The organism is Thermophagus sp. OGC60D27 (assembly GCF_052400625.1).
Lineage (GTDB): Bacteria > Bacteroidota > Bacteroidia > Bacteroidales > Marinilabiliaceae > Thermophagus.
Window position 1 is genome coordinate 354058 of sequence record NZ_JBQTGH010000001.1, and the last position, 24225, is coordinate 378282.

The following is a 24225-nucleotide window of genomic DNA, read 5'->3' on the forward strand; positions in this document are numbered from 1 at the left end:
TGGCAAATTCATAGAGGATCAAAACAATCGATTTTGCTTTCTGAATTTACGTTCTTTATTTTTCCCGGCGATCCACCCGGCAAGCATTCCTATGAATGCGCCTGTTAGCAATATTCCACCTATAACCACTCCTGCAGCAACAACGATGGTAATAAGAGCGCCGAGCAATCCTACCAGAATCCCCATTAATACGAACCTGGACAACCAAAGCCCCTGAGGAAAAACCTTATGCTCAGTGCGCAAGTGACGGACACTCTCTTCCAATTCTTTCTGGAAATTAACGATTTCAGATGCCTCGGTTTTCATCCACTGCCCCAAATCTAAACTCATCTTATCCAATTCTTCAAAATGACGGGCGCACACCTGACACTCTGCCTTATGAGTTTCCAGGTGATGCATCAGTCGTGGAAATGCTTCCAGGCTATAGAAACGAATACTTTCCCGGGGTGCTCCCTTCAATCTGCTGCTCAATATTTCATACCATTGCTGAATGGTTCTGTAATGCCCCATAAGTTAACGATATTAAATGAATTACAGAATATTATAAACCTATTAACAACTAATAATCTTTACCCGAGTTAAGGTAGAAAAAATGGAACAACAAACAAAATCCCCAACGGCAAAATGCACCACTGGGGATTTATATTCAGTAAAATCATTATCTCATTTTTTACAGCATCCATTGTTCCCTTCCTATTAAATATTGTCCCTATTCAAGAGAACAGCAACACGATCCAAAAGAAAAGGACAACAGGATGGAGCAAACACTTTCTGCAAAAAATATCAATTATTATTTTCGGTCCGGTTTCGGCAATAAAACTTTTCGAGAAAGTTTCAATTTTCCGGATCGTTCGTCAACGTCGATCAGTTTTACTTCAACCATTTGACCTTCTTTCAGCACATCTTCGACTTTGTCGAGACGATGCCATTCAATTTCCGAGATGTGCAACAACCCATCCTTACCCGGTAAAATTTCCACAAATGCACCAAAAGGCACGATAGATTTCACTTTACCGGTATAAACCTTACCCACCTCAGGGACCGCAACAATAGCCTGAATTCGAGCCAATGCTTTTTCAACCCCTTCTTTATTATTGGAAGAGACATCTACGATTCCGTATTTATCATCTTCATCAATAACAATGGCAGTACCTGTTTCGGCTTGAATCTCCTGAATAATTTTTCCACCGGGTCCGATAACGGCACCAATCATCTCTTTGGGGATCTTCAGGGTAACGATTCTCGGAGCATGAGGCTTGTAATCGGCTCTGGGCTCACTGATGGTCTCTGTTATTTTATCCAAAATGTGCAGACGGCCTCTTCTGGCCTGGTCCAAAGCTTTTTCCAGAACTTCATAGGAAAGACCGTCCACTTTGATATCCATTTGGGTGGCGGTAATTCCATCCCGGGTTCCGGTTACCTTAAAGTCCATATCTCCCAGGTGATCTTCATCGCCCAGGATATCGGAAAGAATTACATATTTGTCACTATCCTTATCGGTAATCAACCCCATGGCAATACCCGATACCGGCTTTTTAAACTGAATACCGGCATCCATCAAAGCCATGGTTCCGGCACAAACCGTTGCCATAGATGAAGAACCGTTCGATTCCAATATATCTGAGACCACCCGCACCACATAGGGCAGATCGTCAGGCAACATACGTTTCAATGCCCGGTGAGCAAGATTACCATGACCGATCTCACGCCGACCGACACCTCTGTATGGCTTAGGATCATTCGTGGAAAATGGCGGGAAATTATAATGCAATAAAAAGCGATCAACCCCTTTAACCAGAACATCGTCCACAATTTTTTCATCCAGTTTCGATCCCAGAGTAACGGTGGTCAACGACTGGGTTTCACCCCTGGTAAAGATAGCAGATCCATGGGGTCCGGGCAGACAATCTACCTCGCACCAAATAGGACGAATCTGATCCATGGCCCGTCCGTCAAGACGGATACTTTCATCGAGCATCACCCGACGAACCGCTTCTTTCTGAACATCATGGAAGTATCTTTTTATAAGCGTTTCCGGAATCTCATCCTCTTCAGCGTTATAATTGCTTTCGATAAACTCTTCCACAATTTTATCAAAGGCTTCAGCACGCTGTTGCTTGTTGGGATTTCCTGCGCGGGCAACTTCTTTGGCTTTTTCAAAGGTTTCATCCCAAACTTTTTGGCGCAACGCCTCATCATTTACTTCGTGAGAATATTCACGTTTATTGGCTGCGCCAACCATCTCTGCCAGCTCAATCTGAGCATCGCATTGTATTTTAATGGCATCATGGGCAAACTTCATCGCTTCAAGCAATTCAGCTTCTGAAACTTCATCCATTTCCCCTTCCACCATCATAATATTTTCTTTAGTGGCTGCCACAATGATATCCATGTCGGCATCCTTTAACTCAGAAGCGGAGGGGTTAATTCTCAATTCACCATTGATTCGAGCCACTCTAACTTCCGAAATGGGCCCGCCAAATGGAATATCTGAAACGGCGAGCGCTGCAGAAGCCGCCAGACCGGCCAAAGCATCAGGGGTACTTTCACTATCTGCAGAAATAAGATTAACAGTAACAAACGTGTCAGCATGATAATCTTCGGGGAACAGCGGACGCAGAGCCCGGTCCACTAATCGGGAAACTAATATTTCATAATCCGAGGGTCGAGCCTCACGTTTCTGAAATCCGCCGGGAAAACGACCGGCTGCAGCAAATTTTTCACGGTAATCAACGGAGAGTGGCATAAAGTCCACATCCGGTTTAGCATCTTTTGCAGAAACTACAGTTGCCAACAAATAGGTATTTCCCATCCGAACCACAACCGATCCATCAGCCTGTTTGGCCAATTTACCAGTTTCTATCACAATCGACCTTCCATCTCCAAGGTCAATACTTTTTTCAATCGGTTTAATCATAAATAACTTCTCTATTTTTTCTTACAATCTCTTAGTCAACCCCAAAGATAGACAATATCTGCTATTCCACACCTGCCACATTGGTTTTTTTTATGTAAAGATCTATTTTAGTAGGGTATAAACACAAAGAAAGGCAATCCTTCTGAAGAATTGCCTTTCTTATTTTATCCTCACTGACCCGCGATTAACGACGGATTTTAAGCTCTTTGATCAAGTTACGATATTTTTCAATATCCTTAGCTTTTAAATAATCGAGCAAACGACGACGTTTCCCAACCATTTTTTTCAAAGCATGCTCCGTACTAAAATCCTTTTTATGAACTTTTAAGTGCTCGGTCAGATGTGCGATACGGTTAGTAAATAATGCTATCTGGCTTTCAGGAGAACCAGTATCAGTATTCGACTTTCCGAACTTCGCAAAGATTTCTTGTTTTTCTTCTTTTGTCAAATGCATACGACCTTCTAAAAATTATAGTTTTACAAATCAGATCGCAAAGTTAGATAATATTTTGACTCCTTGCAAATTATTTGGATTGGAGTTATTAATAATTCAACCTGGCCTAAATTTTTTTCCGTCTAGAACAAGTTGTTGGTGCGTAAAGCCGGTTGCGCGGGATTCAGATAAAATAATAGTTAGAACCTCTTACCGCCCCAAATACCAATAATTTTTGAATCCATTCGTCCTTCGGTCGTTCAATTTAAGGATCAATTGAACCGGAATCATCGGTCAGCTAGCCCCAAGCAAATCATTAATAAGTATTATCTATCTACTAATATCCCCGTTCTTTGGCCATCTGTTCCATTTCCTGTTCAAAGATTTCCTGGAACTTTTGTTTGTCATAATCCAACTGTAACTTATCGTCGTTGGAAATGCGACGCTCCAAACCGTTCACCAGGTCTTCACGACTAACTTCGATAGCGATAAAACCATGATATTTACCATCATCAGTAACACTCGCCTTTTCACAGATAACAACAATATTATTAATGGTTTCATCGGCTACCTCACGGGTCATATTTTCAAATTTTTGTTCAAATTCGGCGGCATCACTTACTTCACGTTCATTCACATAACGATCGGTAACCGATTTGGTGTTGGAATTGATTAAGGTAACCAGGCGTTGTTTGGCAAGAAGAAGCGCTTTTTCTTTAGCCAGACTCAGATCGACACTGGTAGACATGGCACTGGCCCTGAAAAAATTCTTATCTGAACGGCCTTTTTCTTCACAGGGAAGTTCTTCAATGATGTCCCCGATTTCACTTTTGGCAGAGACTTTTTCCTTGGATTTACAGCCTGACATTCCTGAGATCAGAACCATCATCATTGTAGCAAATAGTAAAGAATTAATTTTCATAGTTTTCAATTTTGAAAAAGTAAAATAATAAATATTTTTTAACAACTTAATGCCTATCAAAAAACGAACCAAAATAATTATACGTTATTGTTCATGGTCATAACCTTACGTCCCACTCTGCATTTCAAGCAATTAGAAAGATCACAATAATTCTTTTTTAAATAGACCAATCCCTGTGTTACTGCTGCAGAATTAATATCCACATGAGGTAAAAATTTTTTCCAGCGGTTCACCACCCCATTTTGCTCCGGCTCCAGACACTCAAGCCAGTTGAGTGAGCTTTGTTCCAACTCGGGTTTTCCTCTAAGCTTACCATAGGCAAACAGCACCGGAACAACAGTATTGATAATAATAAGATCTACAGCTTGTTTGCCCAATTTTCGGGAATGCTTTTTTCCCGGCACATCAGGCTTATAATGATCCAACCAATATTGAGAAGGTTCAGCCTGAAACAATTCCCGAATCTCAGAAAGATGACGGCAATTTAATAAATGATCAAACATTAAAGGATTACCCACCAAAAGCGCGGCCAGTTGAACCAACCGAATAGTCGGGAAGTTACCCGGTCGTAATCGCAAAAACTTCCATACATGCTCCGGCAAAGAACTCAGTTGATACTTTGTTTTCAAAAGGGCATACTCTCTTTTGAGTACCCGCATATATTCATCTTCAAACAACACTCTGTCAAGGAAACCGGCTTGTCCCAGGAAGAGTGCTTCCAGCTTTACGGAACGATCTGCATTCCTGGCAACTATATTCCAGGGTGTTTGTCGGGCCAATCGTTCAAAAGGATCTCCATTTACTCCGAACCCAAAATTTCTGGCCAGCACCCGATAAAACATCTCCTGCCAATTATTTTCTGAAGCTGCGAGAAGAGCTTTGATGGCATCAACTTTTTGCTCCAATTTTTCGACCAGCATTCGCTGCACCCAGGAAGACATCTCAAAAGCCGGTATTTGATGAATCATCTCTTCACAGGCAATCCACCCCCTATGGTCGCGTAATTCTTCATATCGGTTTAACACCCACTGTGGAATCTCCATTTCCCAGGTGGGAACAGTTCTTCCCCCGGCGGTGGTCACCATCGCATCATTATTCAGCACCACATGCAACACCACATTATTATAAAGATGATCCAGATGGTGCTGGTGACGGGTCCAGTCAGATGCTTTTAAATGAATTTCCACATTCCCTGCCCACAAAACATCATCCAACTTAATTTTGGCATTAAAAAAGTCGGGGCCACAGTCGTTGTTGGGTAACCCGGGGTGTATAATTTCAATTTTTTGGCCCTGATCGGAAATGAACAGTCCCGGCTTATACAATTTGTGCTGCCAGATGAAATGCAAAAAATCTTCACTCATAGGTAAAAAGATTTGTGGCTGTGACGACTCCTCACTCAACCATTCACCATCAATAAGGATTGATGAAACCTCTACCTTTGAATGTGCAAAATACGAAGATTTTTTATTTCAACCTACAACTGAAGGATTAACGAAGACTATACAATTCCCTTTTCAACCAATAAATCTGCCATTTCATCCCTAACCTTCATCGCCGCTTCCCTTGCCTTAGCCGCAAAATCTTCGTCCTCCCCGGCAAAAATGATACCTCTGGAAGAGTTTACCAACAAGCCACACTGATCGTTCATCCCGTTCCGGGCTACTTCGGCAAGACTTCCGCCCTGCGCACCCACACCGGGAACCAGCAAAAAATGATCGGGAACCAGATTACGAATCTCTTTTAACATTTCCGCTCTTGTGGCGCCAACCACATACATCATATTTTCTTTGTCGCCCCAATCCTTTGAGGTGGCAATCACTTTCTGAAACAAACGCTGCTTATTTTCCTCCATATATTGAAAATCGTTGGCTCCCTTATTGGAAGTGAGTGCCAACAGAATCACCCACCGGCCCACATAGGTCAGAAACGGTTTCACAGAGTCCTCTCCCATATATGGAGCCACGGTCACAGCATCAAAATCCATGGCATCAAAAAAGGCCCGGGCATAATGATTCGAAGTATTACCGATATCACCACGTTTGGCGTCGGCAATAATAAAAAGATCCGGATAGTTATAGCGAATATAATTGACTGTTTTCTCCAGAGTATTCCATCCGCTCACGCCCATACTTTCATAAAAGGCCAGGTTGGGTTTATAGGCAACGACCAAATCATGTGTGGCATCAATAATTTCTTTGTTAAAAGCAAAAACAGGATCGCTGGTATCGTATAGATAACGCGGAATCTTATTGATATCGCTATCAAGTCCCACGCAAAGAAAACTTTTCTTTTTCTTTATCTGTTCAAAAATTTCCTGTCTGGTCATGATGGTATATTTTAATCATTAACGGTAAATCAACTGAGGGTCCGGAGAGTCGGCCAAGCAGAAAGCCCTTCCATCTGATTGCTCCGGCAACTATTACATTTCACTGGCTTTAAGCCGTTCAGCATTCTCTTCAACCTGAAGTTTATCAATAATACCACCAATATCCCCGTCCATCACTGCCGGAAGATTGTATATGGTATAGTTAATCCGATGATCCGTGACGCGTCCCTGCGGGTAGTTGTAGGTACGAATTTTTGCCGATCTGTCACCGGTAGAGACCATTGTTTTTCTTTTTGAAGAAATTTCATCCAGGTATTTTTGATATTCCAGGTTGTAGATTCGTGTTCTCAATTCAGCCATTGCTTTATCAAGGTTCTTAAGCTGAGATTTCTGATCCTGACAGGTGACGACAATTCCGGTGGGGATGTGTGTCAGACGGATGGCAGAGTAAGTGGTATTCACAGACTGTCCTCCGGGCCCGGAAGAGCAATAAGTATCTTTTCGGATGTCTTCCTGCCTCAGTTCAATATCAAACTCCTCCGCTTCAGGCAACACAGCCACGGAGGCCGCTGAAGTATGCACACGTCCCTGAGTTTCTGTTTGCGGGACACGCTGAACCCGGTGAACGCCTGACTCATACTTTAACACACCATATACACCGTTCCCGGTTACTTTCATGACAACCTCTTTGTAACCACCAACCGTTCCTTCGGAATAGTGCGTCACTTCATACTTCCAACCTTTTTTCTCACAGAATTTGGAATACATACGAAACAGATCCCCGGCGAAAATACTGGCTTCATCACCTCCTGTACCGGCTCTAATCTCCAGAACAGCATTTTTGGAGTCTTCAGGATCGCCCGGGAGCAACAACATCTTAATTTTCTCCTCCATTTCGGGCTTTTTCTTTTCCAAATCCTCTATTTCCTGGCGTGCCAGTGCACGCATCTCCTCATCGTCCTCTTCTTTAAGCATTACTCGGGATGACTCAATATTATCTACCAAATCTTTATACGCTTTCCCGACCTGAACTATTTCTTCCAGTTCGCGATACTCTTTATTAAGCTTTACATACCTTTTCTGGTCTGCCAATATGGTGGGATCAGTAATCATTTGTCCCACTTCTTCGAACCTTAACTTAAGCGTTTCCAGTTTTTCCAGTAATGAATTATCTTGTGCCATATTATTTGGATCTATTTGAAATCATGAACATATAAGGGATGAGAGAAGAAACTGCAGCCGGCAAATGCAGCATAAAAAAACATCAACCCCGACGTCTTGCAACCAATCAATTGTTTAAACCAGACAAAACATTCTCAACACAGATTGTCTTACAAAACAGAATGGTGGTACACCGGCAAAAGCATCTATCGCACCTAATAGAAGTAGGTTCCCTTTTCACCTTTGATGGTCAGTTTATTTCCTGTTGGTGAAGCGTCACAGTACCCCACCACTTTCGCCTCTATTCCAAAGCTTTGAGCGATATCGATAATCTGATCTGCATGAGAGGAATCCAAATAAATTTCGAACCGATGGCCCATATTGAATACCTTATACATTTCCTGCCATGGGGTTTTTGAAGTCTCCTGTATAATGCGAAACAACTCAGGTACCGGGAAAAGATTGTCCTTCACCACATGAATGTTTTCCACAAAATTCATCACCTTTGTTTGTGCTCCGCCCGAACAATGTACCATCCCATGAATCGACGACCGTAGTTCCTTAAGCACTTCTTTGACCACGGGTGCATAGGTTCGTGTGGGTGACAACACCATTTTACCGGCATCAATTCCAAGGGCTTGAATGGCATCTGTTAACTGATATTGCCCCTGATAGACCAACTCATCGGGTACTTCCGGATCAAAACTTTCAGGATATTTGGCGGCCAGATAGTGCGCGAATACATCGTGTCGTGCAGAGGTAAGTCCGTTGCTGCCCATTCCTGCATTAAGAAAGGTCTCATAGTCTGCTTGGCCTGTAGATGAGAGACCAACAATAACGTCTCCGGGTTGAATCCGATGGTTTGAGATCACTTCGCTCCTTTTCATTCTGGCCGTAACCGTCGAATCCACAATAATGGTCCTTACCAGATCGCCCACATCAGCAGTTTCACCGCCGGTGCTATAAATGGCAATCCCCAGACGGCGAAGCCTTTCGAGCAACTCTTCTGTACCATTAATAATGGCAGAGATCACTTCGCCGGGTATTTTATTTTTATTTCGACCAATGGTAGAAGACAACAAAATGTTATCGGTAGCCCCAACACAGAGCAAGTCATCCAGGTTCATGACCAAAGCATCCTGGGCAATTCCTTTCCATACTGACAAATCACCGGTTTCACGCCAATAGAGATATGCCAGCGACGACTTGGTGCCCGCCCCATCGGCATGCATAATATTGCACCAATCGGGATCGCCTCCCAGGTAGTCCGGAACGATTTTACAAAAGGCTTTTGGAAAAAGACCTTTATCAACATTCTTTATTGCCTGGTGCACATCTTCTTTCGATGCTGAAACACCCCGCCGGTTATATCTCAAATCTTTTTGCACGAACGATAAATTTTTATTTTGGGGAAAATTATTTGAAGGGCAAAAATACATAAAGTTTTCGGGGTGAGAAAAAAACTACCGGGTAAGGGGTTCCGTTTTTTTAAGGATAACGACCCGCTCAAACTCATCACTCTCATCCATTCCATAGGTCGACAGGCTAACTTTACCATTATAATATCCCTCCGCGACAATCATAACGATGTAATTGGCATCCGGCTCCAGGACAAAAGTAAAAGTTCCGTTGTCAGAAGTTGTTGTTTTGCGATTTAGGCCATTATTTCCAACCACATAGACCTCTGCATCCTTCAGGGGGTTGTCATGCTCATCCGTAACTTTGCCTTTCAAAAAAGCTTCTATTGCGGGCAGCTCAAATTCGAAAATTTGCTCAACACCTCTATAGCTACCACGTGAAGAGGATAAAAATCCTTCTTGTCGGCTGCCCCGAAAAACGATCCCAAAGTCATGGGCCGGAGAATTAAGCGGAACACCCAGGTTGGTCACGATCCATTCTCCTGAATTCTCATCCCATTCTGCCTCAAAAATATCAAGCCCACCATAGCCGGGCAGGCCATCGGAAGAAAAATATAATCGACCGTCATTCCTCACATAAGGAAACATCTCATCGGCAGGGGTATTGATATCGGGTCCCAGATTTTCGGGCATTCCCCATTCATTGCCTCGTCGAGACACTTTCCACAAATCTTTACCTCCGTATCCCCCGGGCTGATCCGATACGAAATAAAGCGTTTGACCATCCGGAGAAATCGCCGGGTGAGCAAAAACAAGACTATCATGCCCCAGGGTCAACTTTTCGGGTTGCCCCCACCTACCTCCTGCTTTTTTCATCACCATAATGGAAGCCCCCGAAGGTCCTTCGTCGGAATAAGTACAACGGGTAAAATACATCGCTTTGCCATCAGCCGTAAAAGAAGGAGTCCCATCATCGGTTAAAGGATCCACATCCCCCACAAAAGGCACCGGTTTCTCCCAGCCACCTCGTCCATCCTGAATCGCACTGTAAATTATGGAGCTGCCCTGTCCGGTAATTTTATTTTTATCCCTTTTTTTTTCACTGCCTCTCATTGAAGAAAAAAAGACGGTGGAATAATCATTCCCTGCATAAGTTGGACAATAATCACTTTCTCTCGAGCTCAAAGACCGGTTTATTTCCACCTTGAAGCGAGTCTGCACGGGATTGTTTTGGGCCATTTTGCAGGAGGTAATGCCATTGAGTGCAGCCCTGTTTCCCACATCATGTTTAAGAAATTCTTCATAGGCAGCCAGAGCCTCGTCGTATTCCTGTCGCATCCGTAAACTTTGCCCCAGAAAAAAGTAGGCTTCGGGATTGGAAAGGCCGTAACGTAGGGCACGCTGAAAATAGGCAGAAGCGCGTTGTGCTTGTCCTATTTTATAATAGGACATGGCCAGATAGAACGAAGCCTGTGCACGGTAATACCGGTTTTCGAAATCCATCTTTCTAAATCTGGTTACGGCTTGGCTATACTCCCCCGTACGGTATAATTTAACACCGGAAGCCAGTCGGGCTTCGGCACTACAGCCGCTCATCATCAGCAAGAGCAAGACGCCTCCCAATATTGTAAAAAAAACTAGTTTGTACCTGCCGGGCATTGATTAATCCAAATTATTAATATTCTTCTGTTTTGATCGAAAAAGAAGGGCTTCCCCTCATGCTCCCCGTCCATTGCAGATCCCCTCAATTTATCAAAGTCAGAAAAAACATGTTTTCTCAAAACTTTCCGTTGAGTCAAAGTTACCACTACTAAAGCAGTAACGAAAAAAACCTACAAATATTTTTCAAGTTATCGTGGTGATTGGCCCGATCAACCCAACGACCATTCAAGGTTTTTCAACAGCAAAAAGGTCGTCCTTTTTATTGGTTTGCCTCCATATTGCCAACAGTCGAAACGTGCCTTTCGATCATGCTCCAAACCGCACGTTCTCAGTTATGGGAAAAAACCTCCCCCTACTCATTATTATACAGCATAAAAAAAGGCCACCGAAACATTCGGCAGCCATATCCAAGTCAAAACCTCTCCCGCATGCTAACGGGCAAATAAAAGTTCTCTGTATTTGGGGAGAGGCCAGATACTGTTATCGACGGTCAACTCTAATTTATCAATATGATAACGAACATCTTCAAGGAAAGGACGTACTTTTTGATCGTACTCTTCAGCTTTCTTGGCCATATCCTCTATCTTATTGGCTATTTTCCGAGCTTCAACCATATCATGAGTTTTGTTTTTAATATTCTGGATATGGTAAGAAATTTTCCGGATCAGATCTATGCGGTCGGACGCCAGCACATGATAATCATCCTCATCTCCAAACACGTCTTTGAGTCCCTGAACATTTTCAACCAAGGTATTCATGTATCGAACGCCTGTAGGAACAATATGATTCAATGCCAGATCTCCCAAGACGCGTGCCTCGATCTGAATTTTCTTAACAAATTTCTCGAGTTCCACTTCAGTACGGGCTTCGAGCTCTACCTCGGTGAAAACACCGTTCTCGGTAAAAAGTTTTTTGGCTTTATCGCCCAAATAAGCTTTTAAGGCCTCGGGCACATTAGAAACATTAACCAAGCCACGACGAGCAGCTTCTTTAACCCAGTCCTCGCTATAGCCGTCACCATCGAACCGAATCTTTTTAGAGGCCGTTATGTACTCTTTGATAATTTGAAAAATGGCCTCGTCTTTTTTGACACCTTTTTCGATCAGTACATCCACTTCTTTTTTAAATATTTTCAACTGATTAGCCACAGCGGTATTAAGGGCAATCATAGCGGAGGCGCAGTTGGCAGAGGAGCCCACAGCCCGATATTCGAAACGGTTACCGGTAAAGGCAAAAGGTGAAGTTCTGTTTCGGTCGGTATTATCCAGTAATATTTCCGGAATTTTACCAATATCAAGTTTAAGCGCGGTTTTCTCATCGGGGGTCATTTTTTTGTCGGGCACCCTGGTTTCCAGTTCGTCCAACATGGCAGAGATCTGACTTCCCAGAAATACGGAAAGGATAGATGGAGGTGCTTCATTGGCCCCAAGACGGTGAGAGTTACTTGCCGTCATAATACTAGCCAGCAAAATATCTTGATTATCATACACGGCTTTCAGAACGTTGACCAGGAAGGTCAGGAACTGAAGGTTTGATTTTGGATTTTTACCGGGGCTAAGCAAATTGACGCCGGTATTGGTACTGAGCGACCAGTTATTGTGTTTTCCCGATCCATTAATTCCCTTAAATGGTTTTTCATGGAACAGCACCCGAAATTTATGTTTTCTGGCTACCCGCTTCATAAGATCCATCACCATTTGGTTGTGATCATTGGCCAGGTTGGTTTCCTCAAAGATAGGCGCCACTTCGAACTGGTTAGGGGCCACCTCATTATGACGGGTTTTAACAGGGATTCCCAGTCGGTAAGCTTCTTTTTCAAAATCTTCCATAAAGGCGATCACCCGTTCGGGGATGGACCCAAAATAATGGTCGTCCAGCTGTTGATCTTTAGCCGAAGAATGTCCCATAAGGGTTCTGCCTGTAAGCAAAAGGTCGGGGCGGGCCATATATAAAGCTTCATCGATCAGGAAATATTCCTGTTCCCATCCCAGGTTACTGATAACCCTTGTCACATTTTTGTCAAAATATTGGCAAACCTCAGTAGCGGCTTTATCCACTGCATTGATAGCCTTAAGTAAAGGGAATTTATAATCAAGAGCATGTCCGGTGTAGGACACGAAAATAGTGGGAATACATAATGTGCTGCCAACGATAAATGCCGGAGAAGAGACATCCCATGCGGTATATCCACGAGCTTCGAATGTATTTCTTATGCCTCCGGAGGGAAAACTGGAAGCATCGGGTTCCTGTTGCACCAGCAAAGAGCCGGAAAAATTCTCAACCATAGAACCAAATTCTCCAAATGTAAGGAAAGCGTCATGCTTTTCTGCAGTGCCGTCGGTAAGTGGATGAAACCAGTGCGTATAATGTGTCGCCCCTTTTTCCATAGCCCAGGCTTTCATCCCTACGGCAATCTGATCCGCCATACGGCGATCTATTCTGGTTCCCTTTTCAATCGCTTCTATAACATGCTCGAAAGCTTCTTTTGAAAGATATTTTTTCATTTTTTGGCGATCGAACACCAATTCACCAAAAAAATCAGAAGTAGGTATTCTATCCCCTTCTTCCTTTATAATATCTCTATTGAGGAGTTCCTCCAAAGCAGTAAATCTTAATTTTGCCATAACAATTCGTTTATGAGTTAGCTTTGGCAAATATATGATTTTTTTATTTAACCCCTCCCACACATCGGGGTATTTTTTGATTTTTTGATATTTTTATCGATCACAACCTCTATTTTTATAGGGCATGTTCACACAAACAGATTGCTATTTACAAAAAGTGTCCGAAAAACAGGGGTATCAGATTGACTCGATATGCCATCATACAAATAATGTCGTCCCAACAGAACTTATTTTATTATATCAAGCTCCGTCGAGACGACATTACAAGAAAAGTGATTCATCAGAAATGAATCCCTCTAATAAAAAAAGAGGGTTAACTGCTGCGTCTCAAAAAAGATAAGTTTGGCAAACAAACCCGGTTACTTATGCTCTTGCGCAAAATATTTATAAAAATAAGTAATCGTTTCAATCCCCTTAAAAAATTGATCCAAAGGATAATTTTCATTGGGACTGTGTATGGCATCACTGCTCAATCCAAATCCCATCAATACCGACTTCATACCCAAAATTTGCTCAAACGATGAAATGATCGGGATGGAACCGCCACTGCGCACCGGCACGGGGGCTTTCCCGAAGGATTGCAAGCAGGCTTTTTCCGCCGCCTGATAGGCAGGCATATCAATGGGGCACACATAGCCATATCCGCCATGCAAATACGACACTTTCACATGCACCGATTCAGGGGCAATCGACTGAAAATAGTCTTGAAACTGCTGTGCTATTTTCTTATGATCTTGATTCGGCACCAACCGTGCCGACAACTTGGCATGAGCTTTGGATGGCAGAATGGTTTTGGCACCTTCACCGGTGTGCCCGCCCCATATTCCACACACATCAAAAGAAGGCCGAATTCCTGTTCGTTCCGGAGTTGTGAATCCCACTTCTCCATGCAAGGCTTTAACGCCAATAGCTTTTTTGTAGTCTTCTTCATCAAAAGGCGCTTTAGCCATCAAGGCTCGTTCTTCGGGGCTCACCTCCAAAACATCATCGTAAAATCCGGGAATGGTAATATGCCCCGCTTCATCCATTAACCCTGCAATCATCTTTGAGAGTACAAAAATCGGATTGGCCACAGCACCACCATACAATCCCGAGTGAAGATCTCGATCGGGACCGGTTACTTCCACCTCCCAATAGGCTAAACCTCTTAGCCCGGTAGTGATGGTTGGCACACCGGGTGCGAGCATGGAAGTATCAGACACCAGGATCACATCTCCTTTAAGCAGATCTTTGTGTTCTTCACAAAACTGAGGCAGATGTTCCGAACCAATCTCTTCTTCTCCTTCAATAAGAAACTTAACATTGGCCTTCAACTGCCCGGTTCTGACCAGATATTCGAAGGCTTTCAAATGCATAAACGATTGTCCTTTATCATCATCTGCGCCACGCGCCCATATTTTACCATCCTTAATCACCGGCTCAAAAGGATCGGTGTTCCATAATTCCAGAGGGTCGGCAGGCATCACATCCATATGTCCGTAAACCAACACGGTAGGCAACCTTTCATCCAAAATTTTTTCGGCAAAAACAACCGGATGTCCTTCGGTTTCCATTACTTCAGCCTTGTCGACACCGGCTTTCAGTAACAACTCTTTCCATTTAGCGGCGGCACGATACATATCCTCTTTATGAGCGGCCTCACTACTGATAGAGGGTATGCGAATCAATTCAAAAAGTTCATCCAGAAACCGATCGCGGTTTTCATCGATATACTGCTTGATATCCAACATTATAATACATTTTTACTCCCGGGCCATTATTTCATGGCCCTTACCAGGAAAATTACACAATTCTATTACTGAGACCTAAAGTACTAAAAAATTTGCGGGATCAGGCATGAGAGATATCAAGGATGCAGAGATCGGAGAAGATTGCCCCTATATTCCTTATGTTTTGCCGTTAATTTGAGGTTTCAGAATCGAATAAGAATAAAAGGCAGCATCACTCCCGGCAGTAGAGAACAGACACCTGACAAGGTGTTTGCCCGACACCCGTTAAGGTGTTTGTCGGAGACCCTAAAAGGTGTTTGCCGGAGACCTTAAAGGGTGTTTACCAGACACCTCAAAGGGTGTTTACCGGACACCGCATAAGGTGTTTACCATTTACCACATAAAACAAATGGGAATCTCCCTCAACAGCACCGGATCAATAAAACAGGAGCAATAGAAAGGCATGACTCAACCGCCAACTCAACCAGAAGAACCAACGAAAAAAGGCTGTCCGACAAAATTTTGCGGCAGCCCTTTATCCTTTCAATAAGATTAGAGAGATTCATTCAATCTCAGGCCATATTATGGAATACGTTTGTCACGTCATCATCCTCTTCAAATCTAGCCAACAACTTTTCAATATCGGCGGCCTGTTCTTCGTTGAGGGTTCGGGTGTCCTGAGGTATTCGTTCGAATTCGGCCTTTTCTATCTCAAACCCGTTTTCTTCGAGATACTTCTGAATGGGCCCGAAAGCTTCGAAGTCTCCGTAAATCATCATGCTTTCATCCTCGGCAAACACCTCCTGTCCGCCCAGATCTATCAACTCAAGTTCAAGCTCCTCCAAATCAACGCCTTCCTTCATTTTTACTTTAAAGTTGCATTTATGCTCAAACATGTAGTCGACACTTCCGGAAGTCCCCAGGGATCCACCGGCCTTATTAAAGTAACTGCGAACATTTGCCACCGTCCGCGTGGGGTTATCGGTAGCCGTTTCCACCAGCACCGCAATCCCATGAGGGGCATATCCTTCATACACCACCTCTTTATAATCGGCCTGATCTTTTCCTGAAGCTTTTTTAATCGCCCTTTCCACATTGTCTTTGGGCATGTTGGCCGCTTTTGCATTCTGGATCAACATTCTGAGACGTGGATTACCGGAAGGATCGGGACCACCGCTTTTTACGGCAATAGCGATTTCACGACCAATTTTAGTAAAAGTTTTGGCCATATTACCCCATCTTTTGAGCTTTCTGGCCTTACGATATTCAAATGCGCGTCCCATGCTTTATAATCAAAAACTCTATAATGTGAAAAATTTATTACTTTAGAATCAACGAGGCATCAAAACCAATTAAAGAAACATCATTCTTTAATGTTTTTCTCATCCCCGGCTGTTTTTTGTTTTTTTTGGTTCTCAAGATATTTAAAGATATCTTCCATCTCTTCATAAAACCGTTCACCATATTTGCGAATGATGGGTTCTTTCAGAAACCGAAAGACCGGAACCCCAATCTTTTGTCCCAGCTCACGTGCGGGATTACATACCGGCCAGAGGTGATAATTCAAGGCTTCATAATTTTCATATTTATCCACCCTGATGGGATAAAGATGACAAGAGATCGGTTTTTTAAAATTAACCAACCCCTCATTATAGGCCTTTTCAATGGCACAACGGCAAACGCCTTCCTGATCGAAATAGGTATACACACATTCCCGGCCACGGATGATGGGCGTCACTTTATCGCCATCAGGATCAACTTCCCAGGTTCCGTTTTTTTCAACAATTTCTACTGCTTCGGGCGAGAGAAGGTGTCGAATTGCCGGAAAGATTTCATCAAGGATCTCAGTTTCTTCATCTTCGAGGGGCGCACCCGACTCACCCTCCACGCAGCAACTTCCCAAGCAATGCGGTAAATCACAAACAAAACGCTTCTCGAAGATGTCCAGACTGATGATCTTATCGTCTATTTGAACCATTTAAATGAATGTAAATTAATCTGTCTGAAAGCCAGACAAAAATTCAGGGGTGCAAAGTTAAAGAAATATTAACATGTTTCTGCATTTTCTTCCCAAAAACACTTCGTCGGTAAATTATTCCTTTCCGTTATAAATTCTGTTTTCCTGCTCTGCTACCCGAATAAAGGTAGTGCGTTTGCTCAACTCTTTAAGTTTTGAGGCACCCACATAGGTACAAGTGCTTCTAACCCCTCCCAGAATATCTTTAACCGTCTTTTCCACAGGCCCTCGATATTCCACTTTAACCGTCTTACCTTCACTGGCTCTGTATTCAGCCACTCCACCGGCGTGTTTTTCCATCGCGGTGGCAGAACTCATCCCATAAAAGAGTTTAAATTTTCTGCCGTTTTGTTCAACCATCTCTCCGTCACTTTCATCGTGACCGGCCAACATTCCCCCCAGCATGACAAAATCGGCTCCAGCACCAAAGGCTTTTGACACATCGCCCGGTGTGGTACAACCGCCATCGCTGATAATTTGACCGCCAATGCCGTGGGCCGCGTCAGCACACTCAATGATGGCCGACAACTGGGGATACCCGACCCCGGTCTTCACCCGGGTGGTACAAACCGATCCCGGACCAATCCCCACTTTGATAATATCGGCACCCGACAGCAATAACTCTTCGACCATTTCGCCGGTAACCACATTTCCTGCAATGATTACTTTATCCGGAAATTTCTCACGTGCATTAACCACAAACGAAACAAACTGTTCCGAATAGCCATTCGCCACATCAATGCAGAGGAATTTCAGCCGGGGATGATGCGAGAATATCCGGCTGACCTTTTTTAAGTCATCTTCACCGGTTCCTGTACTTACTGCAATATAATTCTCAATGGCCTCGGGTGAATGGTCCATAAAACGGTCCCATTCTTCAACCGGATAATGTTTGTGAAGGGCCGTAAACATCTTATGAGAAGCCAAAGCCCGAGCCATTTCAAAGGTGCCCACCGTATCCATATTGGCGGCCATTACCGGCACACCCGTCCATTCAACGTTGGCATGTAAAAATTTAAAGGTGCGCTGCAAATCGACCTGCGATCTGCTTTTCAAGGTTGAACGTTTCGGACGAAACATCACATCTTTAAAGCCCAGTTTTATGTCATATTCAATTCTCATCTATACTTAATTTTAAGATTTCACGTCATCACCAACTTAAAAGGTCTGAACCATAAGATCTATCTCCAATAAGCAAGAAACTCACATCTTAACCATTTATTGCACTATTGAGAACAGGATGCAGACCCCATTTATCAATTCCCCAAAAAAAGGACAGTAACCTTAAGGGCACTGTCCTTTCAAAATGTCTCCGGATGATCACCAATTCTTATTTCAAAGAAATCAGGCTTTGTCCGGTCATATCTTCAGGTTGTTCCAGCCCCATTAAATTGATAAGGGATGGGGCAACATCGGCCAAGATACCATCTTTCACAGAACCTTTTCTCTCTTCCGACACCCAGATAAACGGAACGGGGTTGAGTGAATGGGCCGTATTGGGAGATCCATCGGCATTAATGGCATGATCGGCATTACCGTGATCGGCAATGATGATTGCCTCATAACCATTCTTTTTAGCGGTTTCAACCACCTCTTTAAGGCAATTATCCACTGCTTTTACAGCTTTTTTAATGGCATCGTACACACCGGTATGTCCCACCATATCCCCATTGGCAAAATTGAGGCAGATGAAATCGTACTTTTTCTTATTCAACTCTCCGACAATGGCATCTTTCACCTCATAGGCACTCATTTCCGGCTGTAAGTCGTAAGTAGGGACTTTGGGGGAGTTGATCAGAATTCGGTCTTCACCTTCAAAGACCTCTTCACGACCGCCCGAAAAGAAGAAGGTTACGTGTGCGTATTTTTCGGTTTCAGCGATGCGCAATTGTTTGAGGCCGTTTTTGGCCACCAGTTCGCCCATGGTATTTTTCACATTATCCTTATCGAACAAGATGTGCATACCCTTAAACGTAGCATCGTAAGGCGTTAGAGTGCAATAATAGAGCGGAATGGTTTTCATATCGTATTCGGGCATATCCTGCTGCGTGAGCACCTGAGTAATCTCACGAGCCCTATCGTTACGGAAGTTAAAGAATACGACCACATCACCTTCCTGAATCGTACCGACGGGTTTTCCGGTCTCATCGACGTGAACGATTGGTTTAATAAATTCATCGGTCACCCCCTCATCATAAGACTCCTGGATGGCTGTCAACAGGTCTTGAGATTCTTTGCCTTTACCGCGCACCATCACGTCGTAAGCTTCTTTAATACGCTCCCAACGTTTGTCACGATCCATGGCATAATAACGGCCAATAACAGATGCCACCTGTCCAGCCGAAGACTTAAGGTGATCTATCAGTTCGCCCAGATAACCTTTTCCACTTTTAGGATCGGTATCCCTTCCATCCATAAAGGCATGCACAAACAGTTTATTCAGGCCGAAATCTTTGGCAACATCAACCAATTTATAAACATGCTCCTGACTACTGTGTACGCCTCCTTTTGAGACGAGGCCAAGGAAGTGCACCTGTTTATTATTTTCCTTAGCATATTTATAGGCGTTGACCAGCTCAGGATTTTCTGCAATGGAATTGTCTTTAATGGCCAGATTGATCTTCACCAGATCCTGGTATACAATTCGTCCGGCACCAATATTGAGGTGTCCCACTTCAGAATTCCCCATTTGTCCGTCGGGGAGACCAACATTTTCGCCGGAGGCCTGAAGCTGAGAATTGGGATACTTCTTCAGCAGGCTCTCGAAATAGGGAGCGCCGGCGGTATAAATGGCATCTGACTTGTCTTTTTTCCCATATCCCCAGCCATCGAGGATGATTAGTATGGTCTTTTTATCCATGTTTATTTTTGTTTAATAATTATTCCGCTTCATGTAGATAGAAACAAACAATATGGATTTCAGTTTACAAGAACGGACAAAAGTACCGAATTTGGCCTCAAAAAAAAAGATGACGGGTGTTAAGGAAGCTAAAAAGATACAAGACCACACACTGTTCGCTTTCGCACACCCTTTTGTTGCACTTCCGAACATTCCACAACTTATAAAATTGAACCATCAACTCAATTACCACCTGTCGTTCAATCACTTACAAATCATGGCACACCTCTTGATATTCTTTATTCGTCAACGAAAAAAATTAACCAAAACAGGAGGAACATAAAATGAAAACATCAGCAATCGTATCAATGATCATTTTGGCCTTAACCATGAATTTAAATGCAGCAACACCTCAAACAGGAGAAACGCTCTTATCTATCAAACATAAAGCCACCCTGTTTGCCTCACTAAGAAATATTGAAGAAAACACGAAAAAAATTTCAGCATGGATGCTCAACGAAAAGAACTTTGAACCCGGCGTTAAAAAGATGGAATCAAATAGGGTAATGCCAGCCGCCTTTATAACAGTTGAAAAATCAAGGTCAATCGAAAAGTGGATGCTCAATGACGCTCTCTTTTCAGATTATGAAGAGGCAACCCCCATTGAAGAATGGATGTTCAATGATTCACTTTTTTCAGATTCGGAAAAACAGGTTACAATAAAAAACTGGATGTTGGATGTCAACTCATTTCGGACTCAAAAATAGGATTAGAGATGACAGATCTTCAGCCAACCAATCTTCACTTAATTTTAAATAATTACTATATTTGATTAGCTGACTAAAACTCTCTGTCATGAACCGATTATATGTACAAACCCCGACTTCAGAAATCATCAAAGGCGTTGCAGCCTTACTAATATCACTTTTGATCTTTATAGACCCGGCCGGAGCGCTGATGACCATTGCCACCTACTTTGGTCTGCTGGCTCTTATCGGAGGAGTCATCACCATCATCGCCGCATTGAGAAGCCACCGGCAAGGCCGAAATTTCATTCTTATACAGGGCATCTTTTTTACGCTCATAGGCCTTCTTATCGTTATTTATCCGGGAGGGACCGCCAGCTTAATGGTTGTTTTAATTGGTCTGTTCATCACTTTTCTGGGTGCCATTCAACTGGCTGGCTATCTTCAGATGAAAGACGTCCTTCCGGCTCCACAACTCTCACTCATCCACGCCATACTCTCTTTAGCCATTGGCTTACTATTGCTTTTCAATCCATTCGAAGGAGCAGTATTAGCCACCCTGATCATGGGGGCTTATGCCCTGTGGTATGGGATATCACGTCTTTACTTGGCATGGCAAATACACCATCACTAACAATCCATTTATTGGTTTTAACCAGCCTTAATCATGACCAATTCATCGGTCGAACAGATTTTGCCTAACTCAGGCTACTCATATTCATTTGTCATTCTCCGTCTTGCGAGACTCGTTTCATTCCAATAAAATCCACTTATCGGTATAAGCCGTATGGGACTCGCATGGCTTACCCGAATTCATACCTGTTATTCTTCCTTAAGAACCGTTGCGCAGAGGAGCCGACTTTACCACAGCAAGTGCCGACATCAAGCGATGTCTACCAAAATCTTTCCGACCAACAACATTGAAAATTTTTAAACAGAAGAAGTAGTAATAATCTTTATACGATCGCCAAGAAAAGAAACAGGGAGTGGGACTTCCAACACAGACTGCCACATCCAAATGTCTTAACAACCTCTCAGACACAAAAAAGGCTGTCCCTGCATTGGAGACAGCCTTTAATTCTGTGGTACCACCTGGAATCGAACCAGGGACACACGGATTTTCAGTCCGTTGCTCTACCGACTGAGCTATGGTACCGGCCGTTATTTTTATTTCTTTTGAAAATGGCCTAAAAATAACAAAAAACCACTCTATCAATAACCCTTTAAAAACTCAACAGAAATCATTTAATGGATAAATTGATTTCTATCCTTCATCAAAGACCGACCTTATCAAAAAGTCACTTTGAGTGGTACCACCTGGAATCGAACCAGGGACACACGGATTTTCAGTCCGTTGCTCTACCGACTGAGCTATGGTACCTTCGCAAAAGCGGTTGCAAATATACTGAAAGATTTGCTTTAACAAAATACCCATCGCAATTTTTAATACCTCCATTTTTGAATTTCGAATGATATTCCCTGATGTTTAGTTATTTTTGCCATCAAATTTTCCGGAAAAAAAATCATGAATCTATTTACACATACACTTCCCAATGGCATCCGCGTGGTGCATCATCGCATCGCATCGCCGGTGGGGCATTGCGGATTAATCATCAATACGGGGTCGCGCGACGAGCAGGACAACGAACACGGAATGGCCCATTTCATCGAGCATGTCATCTTTAAAGGCACTCAAAAACGAAAAACTTGGCATATTTTGAGCCGACTCGAAGATGTGGGAGGGGAACTCAATGCCTATACCTCGAAAGAAGAAACAGCCATTTATGCCTCTTACCTGATCGAAGACTTCGAAAGGGCGCTGGAATTGCTTCACGACATCACTTTTCATTCCGTTTTTCCTGAAAAGGAATTGATAAAGGAAAAAGAGGTAATCATTGATGAGATCAATTCCTATAAAGACAACCCTGCCGAGCTTATTATCGACGATTTTGAAGAACTGGTCTTTAACGACGGCCCCATGGGGCGCAATATTCTGGGGACCGCCGAATCGGTCAGAAGTTTTACCCGGGACGACATTATCCGCTTCATCCAAAATAATTACCATACCGATCAGATGGTTTTGTGCATGGTGGGCAACATGGAATCGGAAAAATTTCTCAAAATCGTCCATAAATATTTTGGCAAGGAATCCGCCAATTTCCGGCATTCGCAGAGGCCCCCAACTTCGACCTACAAGCCGACCAGTATCCACAAAGAACTGGACACCTTTCAGAGCCACATCACGTTGGGAAATATTGCCTACGATCTGGAAAACCCCAAGCGACTCGGCCTTTCTCTGCTGAGCAACCTGATTGGAGGCCCCGGCATGAACAGTCGGCTCAACATGGCTCTTCGCGAAAAAAACGGCATCGCCTACAATATCGAATCCATCTATTCGCCTTACTACCAAACCGGAGTTTTCAGCATCTATTTTGGTACCGACCGGCAAAATATTGATCGCAGCATACGCATTGCCCGACGCGAACTGGCACGACTGCGTGATAAAAAGCTAGGACAACTGCAGTTGCACAAAGCCAGACGACAGCTGAAGGGACAAATTGCCATTGCCAATGAAAATAAGGAGAACTTGATGCTTAGCATCGGTAAAAGTTTTCTTCTCTACAACAAAGTAGATTCTCTGACCGATCTCTATACAAAAATTGACAACTTAACGGCCAGTGATCTTTTGGAAATCGCCAACGAAATTTTTGATGACAATCAACTTTCATATCTAATATATGAGCAATCATAATCACATTACCGGCAATCAAAACATTGATCTGGAAAACTATATTGAAACCCACACCTCACAGGAAGACGAACTGCTCTATCACCTGCGTCGGCAAACCCACCTTAAAGTTCTCCGGCCCCGAATGGTATCAGGCCCCGTTCAGGGCCAACTTCTGACCATGTTGTGCCAAATGATACGCCCGCAAAACGTGCTGGAGATCGGCACCTTTACAGGCTATTCTGCCATTTGCATGGCCAGAGGCCTCAACCAAGGAGCAGTCATTCATACCATTGAGCGAGACGACGAACTGGAATCATTTATCAGCCACTATATTGATAAGGCAGGCCTTCAAGACAAAATCAAACTGCACATAGGCGACGCCCTCAAGGTAATTGAAGAACTTAACACATCTTTTGATCTGGCCTTTATTGATGGCGACAAAAGAGAATACCCCACCTATTATAAGATGGTCATTGAGAAGATGAACCCCGGCGGGTTTATTCTGGCCGACAACATACTCTGGAACGGCAAGGTGGTAGATCCCCAAGCCCAGAACGACAGCTACACACAAGGAATACTCACCTTCAACAAGCTGGTAAAAGAAGACCCTCGAACCGAGCAGGTGATTTTGCCCATGCGCGATGGATTGATGATGATCCGGGTAAAGGAATAAGCAGCAGGGTCGCTCATATGGTCTAATGTCCGAAACAGAACAACAGACCACCTATCGGGTCCGGCATTAGTCTAAAAAAATGAACAAAATGGCAAGATAAAAAG

The 24225-nt window shown here is 43.4% G+C and carries 19 protein-coding genes and 2 tRNA genes; 4 read left to right on the plus strand and 17 right to left on the minus strand.

Annotated features, from left to right (window positions below; genetic code table 11):
- Positions 1-18: 18 nt before the first annotated feature.
- From ACT29H_RS01335 to gpmI, 15 genes are all read right to left on the minus strand, one after another.
- Positions 19-510 (minus strand): hypothetical protein, encoded by a 492-nt coding sequence (locus ACT29H_RS01335; protein WP_444819792.1) that lies wholly within the window; start codon positions 508-510, stop codon positions 19-21.
- A gap of 280 nt (positions 511-790) precedes the next feature.
- Complete coding sequence (gene pnp, locus ACT29H_RS01340) at positions 791-2917, minus strand: polyribonucleotide nucleotidyltransferase (protein WP_444819793.1); 2127 nt, start codon at positions 2915-2917, stop codon at positions 791-793.
- 184 nt (positions 2918-3101) lie between these two features.
- On the minus strand, positions 3102-3371 hold the full coding sequence (rpsO, locus tag ACT29H_RS01345) for a 30S ribosomal protein S15 (RefSeq protein WP_444819794.1): 270 nt from the start codon (positions 3369-3371) through the stop codon (positions 3102-3104).
- Positions 3372-3687: 316 nt separating this feature from the next.
- On the minus strand, positions 3688-4272 hold the full coding sequence (locus tag ACT29H_RS01350; protein WP_444819795.1) for a hypothetical protein: 585 nt from the start codon (positions 4270-4272) through the stop codon (positions 3688-3690).
- Positions 4273-4349: 77 nt separating this feature from the next.
- Positions 4350-5636, minus strand: coding sequence for a DUF2851 family protein (locus tag ACT29H_RS01355; protein ID WP_444819796.1), 1287 nt, complete (start codon positions 5634-5636; stop codon positions 4350-4352).
- A gap of 137 nt (positions 5637-5773) precedes the next feature.
- Positions 5774-6601, minus strand: coding sequence for an orotidine-5'-phosphate decarboxylase (gene pyrF / locus ACT29H_RS01360; protein ID WP_444819797.1), 828 nt, complete (start codon positions 6599-6601; stop codon positions 5774-5776).
- Between the two features lie 93 nt (positions 6602-6694).
- On the minus strand, positions 6695-7783 hold the full coding sequence (gene prfA, locus ACT29H_RS01365) for a peptide chain release factor 1 (protein WP_444819798.1): 1089 nt from the start codon (positions 7781-7783) through the stop codon (positions 6695-6697).
- A 194-nt stretch (positions 7784-7977) separates the two neighbouring features.
- Positions 7978-9150, minus strand: coding sequence for an AIR synthase related protein (locus ACT29H_RS01370; RefSeq protein ID WP_444819799.1), 1173 nt, complete (start codon positions 9148-9150; stop codon positions 7978-7980).
- A 75-nt stretch (positions 9151-9225) separates the two neighbouring features.
- Entirely contained in the window at positions 9226-10779 is a 1554-nt protein-coding gene (locus tag ACT29H_RS01375; RefSeq protein WP_444819800.1) for a carboxypeptidase regulatory-like domain-containing protein, read from the minus strand.
- Between the two features lie 434 nt (positions 10780-11213).
- A complete protein-coding gene (locus ACT29H_RS01380; RefSeq protein WP_444819801.1) occupies positions 11214-13406 on the minus strand; it encodes a glutamine synthetase III family protein in 2193 nt (730 codons plus the stop codon).
- A 359-nt stretch (positions 13407-13765) separates the two neighbouring features.
- A complete protein-coding gene (locus tag ACT29H_RS01385; protein WP_444819802.1) occupies positions 13766-15136 on the minus strand; it encodes a dipeptidase in 1371 nt (456 codons plus the stop codon).
- 551 nt (positions 15137-15687) lie between these two features.
- The gene (locus ACT29H_RS01390; RefSeq protein ID WP_444819803.1) at positions 15688-16398 is read right to left on the minus strand and encodes a YebC/PmpR family DNA-binding transcriptional regulator; all 711 of its coding nucleotides are present in this window, start codon (positions 16396-16398) and stop codon (positions 15688-15690) included.
- Positions 16399-16478: 80 nt separating this feature from the next.
- Positions 16479-17093, minus strand: coding sequence for a DUF3109 family protein (locus ACT29H_RS01395; RefSeq protein WP_444819804.1), 615 nt, complete (start codon positions 17091-17093; stop codon positions 16479-16481).
- Between the two features lie 114 nt (positions 17094-17207).
- A complete protein-coding gene (locus ACT29H_RS01400) occupies positions 17208-18254 on the minus strand; it encodes a GMP reductase (RefSeq protein WP_444819805.1) in 1047 nt (348 codons plus the stop codon).
- Between the two features lie 208 nt (positions 18255-18462).
- Complete coding sequence (gene gpmI / locus ACT29H_RS01405; RefSeq protein WP_444819806.1) at positions 18463-19992, minus strand: 2,3-bisphosphoglycerate-independent phosphoglycerate mutase; 1530 nt, start codon at positions 19990-19992, stop codon at positions 18463-18465.
- A gap of 323 nt (positions 19993-20315) precedes the next feature.
- On the opposite strand from gpmI, the gene ACT29H_RS01410 reads away from it, so the two are divergent.
- Both ACT29H_RS01410 and ACT29H_RS01415 read left to right on the plus strand, forming a co-directional pair.
- Complete coding sequence (locus ACT29H_RS01410) at positions 20316-20738, plus strand: hypothetical protein (protein WP_444819807.1); 423 nt, start codon at positions 20316-20318, stop codon at positions 20736-20738.
- An 88-nt stretch (positions 20739-20826) separates the two neighbouring features.
- A complete protein-coding gene (locus ACT29H_RS01415) occupies positions 20827-21351 on the plus strand; it encodes an HdeD family acid-resistance protein (protein ID WP_444819808.1) in 525 nt (174 codons plus the stop codon).
- A gap of 449 nt (positions 21352-21800) precedes the next feature.
- Here ACT29H_RS01415 and ACT29H_RS01420 read toward each other — a convergent pair.
- Positions 21801-21873: transfer RNA gene (locus ACT29H_RS01420), tRNA-Phe, on the minus strand.
- Between the two features lie 152 nt (positions 21874-22025).
- Positions 22026-22098 (minus strand) — tRNA-Phe (locus ACT29H_RS01425).
- A gap of 144 nt (positions 22099-22242) precedes the next feature.
- Here ACT29H_RS01425 and ACT29H_RS01430 point away from each other — a divergent pair.
- Both ACT29H_RS01430 and ACT29H_RS01435 read left to right on the plus strand, forming a co-directional pair.
- A complete protein-coding gene (locus ACT29H_RS01430) occupies positions 22243-23469 on the plus strand; it encodes a M16 family metallopeptidase (RefSeq protein ID WP_444819809.1) in 1227 nt (408 codons plus the stop codon).
- Positions 23456-24121 carry an O-methyltransferase gene (locus ACT29H_RS01435; RefSeq protein WP_444819810.1) on the plus strand — a complete coding sequence of 222 codons (666 nt, stop codon included), beginning with the start codon at positions 23456-23458 and terminating at the stop codon, positions 24119-24121. The genes ACT29H_RS01430 and ACT29H_RS01435 overlap by 14 nt, the downstream gene beginning before the upstream one ends.
- The last annotated feature ends 104 nt before the right edge of the window (positions 24122-24225 follow it).